Annotated in this window: 10 protein-coding genes and 1 pseudogene; 5 read left to right on the top strand and 6 right to left on the bottom strand. The window is 53.4% G+C overall.

The window, feature by feature from the left end:
* Window positions 1-617: 617 nt before the first annotated feature.
* From VB144_15230 to VB144_15210, 5 genes and pseudogenes are all read right to left on the bottom strand, one after another.
* Window positions 618-809: pseudogene (locus VB144_15230) on the bottom strand (transposase).
* Between the two features lie 164 nt (window positions 810-973).
* Window positions 974-1,921: an SEC-C metal-binding domain-containing protein gene (locus VB144_15225; GenBank protein MEA4884978.1), complete on the bottom strand. Its 948-nt coding sequence runs from the start codon at window positions 1,919-1,921 to the stop codon at window positions 974-976.
* 37 nt (window positions 1,922-1,958) lie between these two features.
* A complete protein-coding gene (locus tag VB144_15220; protein ID MEA4884977.1) occupies window positions 1,959-3,119 on the bottom strand; it encodes a plasmid pRiA4b ORF-3 family protein in 1,161 nt (386 codons plus the stop codon).
* A 182-nt stretch (window positions 3,120-3,301) separates the two neighbouring features.
* Entirely contained in the window at window positions 3,302-3,658 is a 357-nt protein-coding gene (locus VB144_15215; GenBank protein ID MEA4884976.1) for a hypothetical protein, read from the bottom strand.
* On the bottom strand, window positions 3,655-3,915 hold the full coding sequence (locus tag VB144_15210; protein ID MEA4884975.1) for a helix-turn-helix domain-containing protein: 261 nt from the start codon (window positions 3,913-3,915) through the stop codon (window positions 3,655-3,657). Before VB144_15210 ends, VB144_15215 begins: the two co-directional genes overlap by 4 nt.
* Before the next feature lie 173 nt (window positions 3,916-4,088).
* Between VB144_15210 and VB144_15205 the strand changes: the two genes are divergently transcribed.
* From VB144_15205 to VB144_15185, 5 genes are all read left to right on the top strand, one after another.
* The gene (locus VB144_15205) at window positions 4,089-4,763 is read left to right on the top strand and encodes a S24 family peptidase (GenBank protein ID MEA4884974.1); all 675 of its coding nucleotides are present in this window, start codon (window positions 4,089-4,091) and stop codon (window positions 4,761-4,763) included.
* A 4-nt stretch (window positions 4,764-4,767) separates the two neighbouring features.
* The gene (locus VB144_15200; GenBank protein ID MEA4884973.1) at window positions 4,768-5,274 is read left to right on the top strand and encodes a hypothetical protein; all 507 of its coding nucleotides are present in this window, start codon (window positions 4,768-4,770) and stop codon (window positions 5,272-5,274) included.
* A 1-nt stretch (window position 5,275) separates the two neighbouring features.
* Complete coding sequence (locus VB144_15195; GenBank protein ID MEA4884972.1) at window positions 5,276-5,458, top strand: hypothetical protein; 183 nt, start codon at window positions 5,276-5,278, stop codon at window positions 5,456-5,458.
* 6 nt (window positions 5,459-5,464) lie between these two features.
* On the top strand, window positions 5,465-5,866 hold the full coding sequence (locus tag VB144_15190) for a hypothetical protein (GenBank protein MEA4884971.1): 402 nt from the start codon (window positions 5,465-5,467) through the stop codon (window positions 5,864-5,866).
* A gap of 265 nt (window positions 5,867-6,131) precedes the next feature.
* The gene (locus VB144_15185) at window positions 6,132-6,380 is read left to right on the top strand and encodes a hypothetical protein (GenBank protein ID MEA4884970.1); all 249 of its coding nucleotides are present in this window, start codon (window positions 6,132-6,134) and stop codon (window positions 6,378-6,380) included.
* 244 nt (window positions 6,381-6,624) lie between these two features.
* Here VB144_15185 and VB144_15180 read toward each other — a convergent pair.
* The coding region (locus VB144_15180; GenBank protein MEA4884969.1) for an ATP-binding protein at window positions 6,625-7,347 on the bottom strand (723 nt) is incomplete at its 5' end.

The following is a 7,347-nucleotide window of genomic DNA, read 5'->3' as shown; positions in this document are numbered from 1 at the left end:
GGAGAATCTCAGCAAGGCGTACATTGGCCTTCCCACGGTCATGTCCTGCACGCCAAAGAGTGCATTGATCTTTTTGAGCATACAGCAACCACCTTTTCCTCGATGATCATGCCATGTAAACGCCGATAATGCAATGTGTGACAGCGAGGGGCAGTAGTTCCGCAAGGGCATTTTGGTGCACCATCGCAGGAAGCAGCAGTCACGTCTTGTCAAGTGGTGTAAATCTCTTCTGCGATTCTCCTCGGAGTCGATCCTCGCTAGTCTCCTCCGGTCGGTTTGTGTGTACAGTTTGCCTATGCGTCAGATACGGAAACGCGGACAGCAATGCCTCAGCCGGTGGGTGCCGGCGCTGTGTAGAGCGAGACTCATACGATCGTGCTCTGCCTGCTTAGGAGCAACCACCTCGACTTCACCCAGGGTCTACTTCACTGGAGGCAGCGCCACAGTTGTATCGACTGGCGGCAGCAGCTTGCCCATGGATTCCTGGTTGAAATACTTGCGCAGTACGATCCATTCATCGTTTTGCTCTATCATCACCGCTCCAAGAAGCCTGAGCGCTGAGTCGGCGTTAGGGAAAGTGCCTACTACGTCCGCGCGGCGCTTGATCTCCTTTCTGCGGTAATCCGCGAGACCTCGCTCTTGTCAAGGCCGTCCAAGCCCAGAGCCTTTACGAGTTCGTCCACCTTTCGAGTGCTGACCCCATGAACGTACGCCTCCTGGACTACTGACAGGATAGCCTTCTCCGTCATTCGCCGGGGCTCCAGGAAGCTTGGAAAGAACGTTCCCTCCCTGAGCTTGGGTATCCTGAGACCCAGGTTGCCCACGCAGTGATACATTTCTCTTGGCAGCTGCCATCGTGGTTGCCCCCTCGGATTGTATTGCTTACACCCGAAGAGAACCACATGGCGGCTGTCCCTGTCGATACGCTCAGTATCCTCCCGCTGGATTTACACCACTACCTAATAGACTAACCTTAGGAAGGCATTTCCGGCGGTTGAGGTCTGGTTGGGTGTTCTATGTCATCTAGTCTTTCGTGTACTGCGTCGATGTCGAACCTCTCTTTCGCAACAGCTAAGGCTTTCAGATAGAGCTCCTTTGCCTTGCCATAGTCGTCTTCCTTGCGAAGGAAATACATATCGCCCCATCCGATGCATCCCCATGGGTTAGTCGGATAGTCCTGCACCAGCCTCTCAAACTCCGAATCGCACCGCTCATAATCGCCCAGACTCGCATACGACTCTGCAACAGCGCGTCTCATGTTATGAATGATCAGATCACTCGCGCCTGGGAAGAGACGCAGGAATTCGTTGCAGTAGTCAATTCGCTTCTGGAAATAGACACTGTCTTCCAGGCCGGCGTTGTGCAACTCGCCCTCCAGGTCCTGACATAGGTTGCTGACGAAGAAATCATCGCGATAGTGCCTGTTGAAGAAGTCCAAATCGTTAGATTCCGATTTGCACCTGTACTTGATTGCTTCCCATGCTTCTAGCCACATGTCGCAAGCTCTTGTGTGATCTTCAGTCGATAGATACTGATAGCCCTCATCAACCAGATGGGCAATCCGCTCCTTTGGCACATTCTCGGCTGGCGCCAGTCTGCCCCACAAGACCCATGCGGCCAGCCATGGAAAGTCCTCCTCCCTACCTTTCGCAGCTACACTGAAGGCCCCCAACCAATTCTCTGAGAGTTGCTGAGCAGAATAGTACTCTTCGATGTCTCGCAAAAACACGTCTTTGTCAAATCGGATGCCGATACTGTCCAAACGCTGAATTATGTCCTCTGTACTCATATCGTCTACTTCCTTATACATTAGGAACTTCTGGAAGTACGACAATATGGGTCTGGGCTTATTGAGGCAGCATTTCTTGTATTTCTTGCCGCTCCCGCAGGGGCAGGGATCGTTTCTTCCTATCTTCTTCAACATCTATCCCTCCTCACAGTTCTGGTTTGGAGCACATCTACTGCCATGACGGCGAGCACTCACCTGTACTCATGGAATGCCTGAGTCTGCGGTTTATCTCTTCCGGACTATGTTTCCTCTCGCTTTGACCTTTCGCCCACATTTTTGTGTCCTCATGCTCGGGATCTGTATTGTCTGCCATGATTCGCATGAATTCCACATACGACCAAGGCCCGCCTACATCCTCCGGGGGTCTTTCCCCTCTTCCATCCAGGTAGGTTGCCCTAAGTGCGTTGGAACGCGCTGTCTTTTCGAGTGTTATCGTATGCTTCCACGAATCGCCAAAGTCATACTCGTAGGTGACTTCCTCATGGTCCGGGAAAATGTCTTTGAGCGCAGTGAACCGTTCCTGCAGAACGTCGCAAGAGTCAAGGTCCAGGCATTCCAATGCTTCAGGATCGTCATCCATCATGATCTGCTTTGTCTTCGAATCCGTCCTTTTGGCTTCAAACATGTGCAAGTGATAGTTCTGCCAATCAAACACTGTCTGAATGACATTGTGCAGATGCCTAAAGGAGAAGACCGACGGCGCCAAGACTCTTCTCCATATATCAAATCCTTCAATTTCGATCTGTATCTTCAGTTGATACAGCTCTATGTCCAGAACCGATTGGCAGATTCCGTTCTCGCCTTTGTCACAGTAGTTGCCAAGGTGCTTGAGCATTAGGGCACTTGGAGCGAAGTACTCGTTCCCCGGCAAGCTTTGGCGGAGTCTTCCCGCCGAAGTGCTTATGTATCTCTGAATCAGTGTGCTTTCATCCAGATAATCCTGCATGAAGCCAACTTCATTTGCAGCATGGTTTAGTCTAGCAACCATGCTTCTATTTGCCGTTTCCGAAAACTCGATCTCTCCGGCATCCGCCATATACCTATCAATAACGGTCTCGCAGACGCCTTCCATACGCAATGCCACAACAATGGCCTCCCGAACGAGGTCTTTCATTCTGGCAAAGTCCTTTGGTTTCGGCCTGTATATGACCACGGGATATCTCGTTGCGTTGTTCATCAAGACGATGGCTTTTCTCCTGTCCATACTGACTAGGTTGGCGTGCCAGGCCATCAGGGCGTGCGGCAGCTGTTCATAACCTTCAGGCGATTTCAGCTCGCCTGGGCTAATTCCCATCTTGCCCAGCAGGCCTTTTGTGCATTGAACAAGCATATACATCGCTCCCCGTTCCGCGGACTTGCGTCCAGCTGATTCATGCCGGCTCTATTACGATTAGCAGAGTATCAGGGATTATACTACTTCTCTCCAGTGTCCTCTCTTCCTGCATCAGAAGAGTTGTACACTATGATTGGACACTTCTTCGTGCAGATAAGGAGGTTGGATGCAGACTCGTGTTAGGCCTGCTTTCGCCAATAAACATACGCGGACTTAGGCTCAAGAACAGGATTGTCATGCCCCCGATGGCAAGCTACATAGGAACCGAAGAAGGCTATGCCACGGCTGAAACGATAGACTACTACCGTGCTCGGGCCGTGGGTAATGTGGGCCTCATCGTCCATAATTCTCTCCCACGCGCTGTCCACACACAGCAGGTACCGGATGACCGCAAGATCAAGTTCCTCCCGCCGGACGCTGACAAAAACGAAATCCGTGTCGTTTCCGATCCGTACCGCCGTGTTGCCCTGCAGCGACGCTCTCAGAAATACCTGATCCCCCGCACCGTCGCAGGCGAAAATCTTGGCTCCAGTCATTGCGTCTCGCCCTTCATCCATTCGATTAACTGACATTTAACCACTCGCGCTCCGCGAAGCGACCGCCCGGCCTTAACAACTGGCAACCTGCCGTCGTTTATCAGTTGGCACACAGTCTGTTTAGACACTCGCAATAAATCGCTAACTTCCGAGATTTTCAGGAATTTGGGCAAGTTGGAGAGTTCTAAGGGTAGAGGAATTTTGCGCGGTTGCGCTGAACTAGACTGCGGACCAGAGGCGGTACGCTGGACAACCATTGATTTCACCCCCCTATGTTTAGCTTATCTTTGTCATTTTTCAGCTCCAGCCTACCGTATACGTTCGATATTATCAACACTTTTCATGATCTCTCGATGACACGCTTTCTTGACGAGGCGAACGTAGTGTTGTATGGTAGTGTTGATAATTCGGAACAAAGGAGGGAGGTGTCATGAACGCCTCGTTAGGAGCTTTTGTCGAGAAAACACGGTTCGATAAGGGGTTGTCGCAGCGGGATTTGGCCCGGCTTGCCGGTTGCTCGAACGCAGAAATCAGCCGTCTGGAGCACGACGATTACAAAAACCCCACAATAGCCTTACTTGAAAAAGTCGCTTATGCGTTGGGGGTTCCCTTGGTCGTGCTGATTCAGATGGCCGGTTACAACCTCGGGTTGGAGGGACTAGAGGTTGCCGGAGCATCGGACAACCCTATTGTGCAACTACCTATCATACGCACCACGTCGTCTCTGGTTACTCCATTGGTCCAGGAGGCTAATGTTGTGGGTTATGCTGCGGTAGATAGGGATCATTTGGACGGCGATGCTAACGATCACTTCTTAGTGCGAGTGACAGACGACTCGATGGAAGGGGTTGGCATGACTCCAAACGTGAGTTTGGTTCTGACGCGCAAGCAATTCACAGCGGAGCACGGCGACATCGCTTTGGTTGCCGTCGGTTCCGAGGCTGCGACATTCAGATACGTCGGCTATGCGGGCGACAGAATAGTGCTAACGGCAACCAATCCGTCCGTTCGACCTCGCATGGCGCCTAGGGTGACGGCACACATTCTCGGGGTAGCTGTCGAGGTCATAACCTACACGCGCATTACCAAGATGAAGGAGGAGTGAAACCATGCGAAAACCGAGTATTTTGGCGTTGGTTCTGGTGGTCTCTATCCTTGCGTGGCCAGTGGCGGCATCTGCGCTTCCTCAGACAGCGGAGGAGATGTCGCGGGCGGACGTTTGGGCAATGCTACTTATGGTGCGCGGCGATATTCTGGAGAACGAACTGGGGAAAGTCAGGGAAGCGATGTTCGACGACGCGGGCGTCCACGACATGCAACCCGTGATAGACGAAACAAACAAAGCGATGGAGAGCCTTGCCGACCCAGAGGGCTATCAACTCGCGGAAGAGGATTACCCCGCGGAGGAACGCGAACGGTATCAGGCGTTTCTCGACCGCGCGAAAGAGGAGTACCGAAGGGCAGCGCTTATGATTCAGGTTATAGCTCGAACAATCGGCGACAAGAGTGTCGGATTCCTGGTGCAGGTGACGCTGCACGAACTTGCGCAGGTGCACCTGGATAACGCCACCTTCGTGCTGTGGACGCTGGGACAAGCGCAGGGGAGGGACAGGTAGAATGGTGGGCAAGTTCGGCGGGTCGATAAGGCAGCGGGGACCAAACACGTACCAACTGCGCATATGCGCTGGTTCCGCAGTCATGCCGGATGGCATGCGCCGTTACCGTTACATCTACGAGACTATGCGCGGCAGCAAGCACGAGGCTCTGCGGAGGCTGGACGAGATCAAGGCGGGAAGGTGACGAGGCGTGGCTGGCCGGAGGTATGGCGGGCATGTGCGGGAGCGAGGACCGGATACGTTCGAACTGCGTTTATATATCGGCACCTTTACTGATGCCAACGGGAAGAAGCAGAAGAAGTACCATACGGAGACATTCCGCGGCGACAGGAGGGCCGCAACTGCGCGTATGGCTCAGATCGTCACCGACTACACCAAGGGGGTTCTGGTGGACCCCACAAAGATGACGGTGGCAGAGTACTTCGACTACTGGTTAGCTCACGCCGCGAGAAACAAGCACTGGAAACCGAAGACATTGCGCAACAAGAGAGAGGCAATTGCATATATCAAGCGCGAGAAAGGCGTGGCGCGTTTCCGAGACATAAAACCTCTCGACATTCAGAACATGTATGGGAAGATCAAGGGGGGATAGAGAAGGAATGCGGCGACGGCAGCGCAACTGTTCTTCTGGTGCATGTGGTCTGCTGTCAAGCGTTTCGGCAGGCGGTGGCATGGAAGCTGATCCCAACAAACCCCACGGACGGCATCGAGCATCCGCGATACAGGAAGAGACAGCGCGTTATATGAACGCCCGAGCAGCAGCGATTTCTGGCGACCGCGAAGACGCATAGGCATTACGAGGCTTACTTCATAATGCTTTTCTGTGGTCTGCGCGTTGGCGAAGTTGTGGAATCGCGATGGCCCGACTTGAGCAAGAATTTCCTGCGAGTGCGCCATACCGCCAGGCGCCACGGGGGGAGGCTTACCGAGGGTTCGCCCAAGACAGTAAAAGCGGAGCGCCTACGATCGTGACGGGCGGCATCAAGAGCCCCGACACGGCAGACTCCATAATAGCCAAGGCGAAAGCCGATCTGGTCGGCATAGGGCGAGCACTGCTCAAGGATCCGGACTGGGCCGCAGATGCCCGGGTTGCACTGCACTCATGAACGATGCCCGACCTTCACGGATCGTCCGGTTCATATGCCTGCTTGCTACATGCGCCAAGCCCTCGCGTCACTGCTTGTTGGCTCAGTCTCACCAAGCTGATACTGTAGGGCAGTATAAGGCAAGCCCTGGACCTGAGACATGGCATACTCCGCCCGCTTCATCCCCAAAGACCATCTGTAAATCGAGGGATAGGGGGATGCAGGAGGCTGTTTGAGCAGCAGGAGGCGCTACCACTGGCAGGCCCTATCTGCTTGCAGCATCGTATGTTGTGTTTTTGCCCCTGCCGTGCTTCAGGACCAGCTGCTTCTCTGTAAGCGCATTGAGAACACGGATGGTTGTGCTCTGCGAGAGCCCGATAGTCGCTTCTATATCTCGTCTCGAAACGGCATTGCGCCCAATCAAATAGCCCATAACTTTGCGCTCAGCATCTGAAAGGCCGTCAGACTCAACAGAAACCTCCCGGTGGAGATTCGTGTTAGGCAGCGTTATCCTAAGGGCATTGTCTGAGATCTCGATGACCGGCTGTGCCTGTCGCCCACGATAGCACTCCATGATTTTCGGAATTCCTGTGCCGAACGCCTCTATGAGATGTAGGCGATAGAACACATTGGCAAGTCGGCTATTGCGCAGGACCGAAACGCCCAGCATCAGATCGCTGTGCGCTATTCCCTTCGGAAGCCCACCGAGCGAGACGAATTCGATACGATCATCAAAGATGCTGATGAGGATGCTGCCGCTGTATGAGTAGTCGCGGTGAACAATGGCGTTTAGCAGCGCCTCTCGCACAGCCTCCGGCGGATAATCACGCATGTCAATACGCTTCAATCCCGAGAACTCGGCTCTTGTTCGGTTGTACTTCCCGATGTACTCGTAAACATCATTGACCTGCTTTAGCAGCGAACCCGAGAACTCCGCTCTGTCCTTAAAGACTGTCTTGCCGATGCCCTCAAAAACCGCAACCTTAAC

This window comes from Clostridia bacterium (genome assembly GCA_034926675.1).
Classification (GTDB): Bacteria; Bacillota; DTU025; order DTU025; family DTU025; genus JAYFQW01.
The sequence above is the reverse complement of the archived record's forward strand: the minus strand, read 5'-3'. Positions and strand labels throughout refer to the sequence as shown.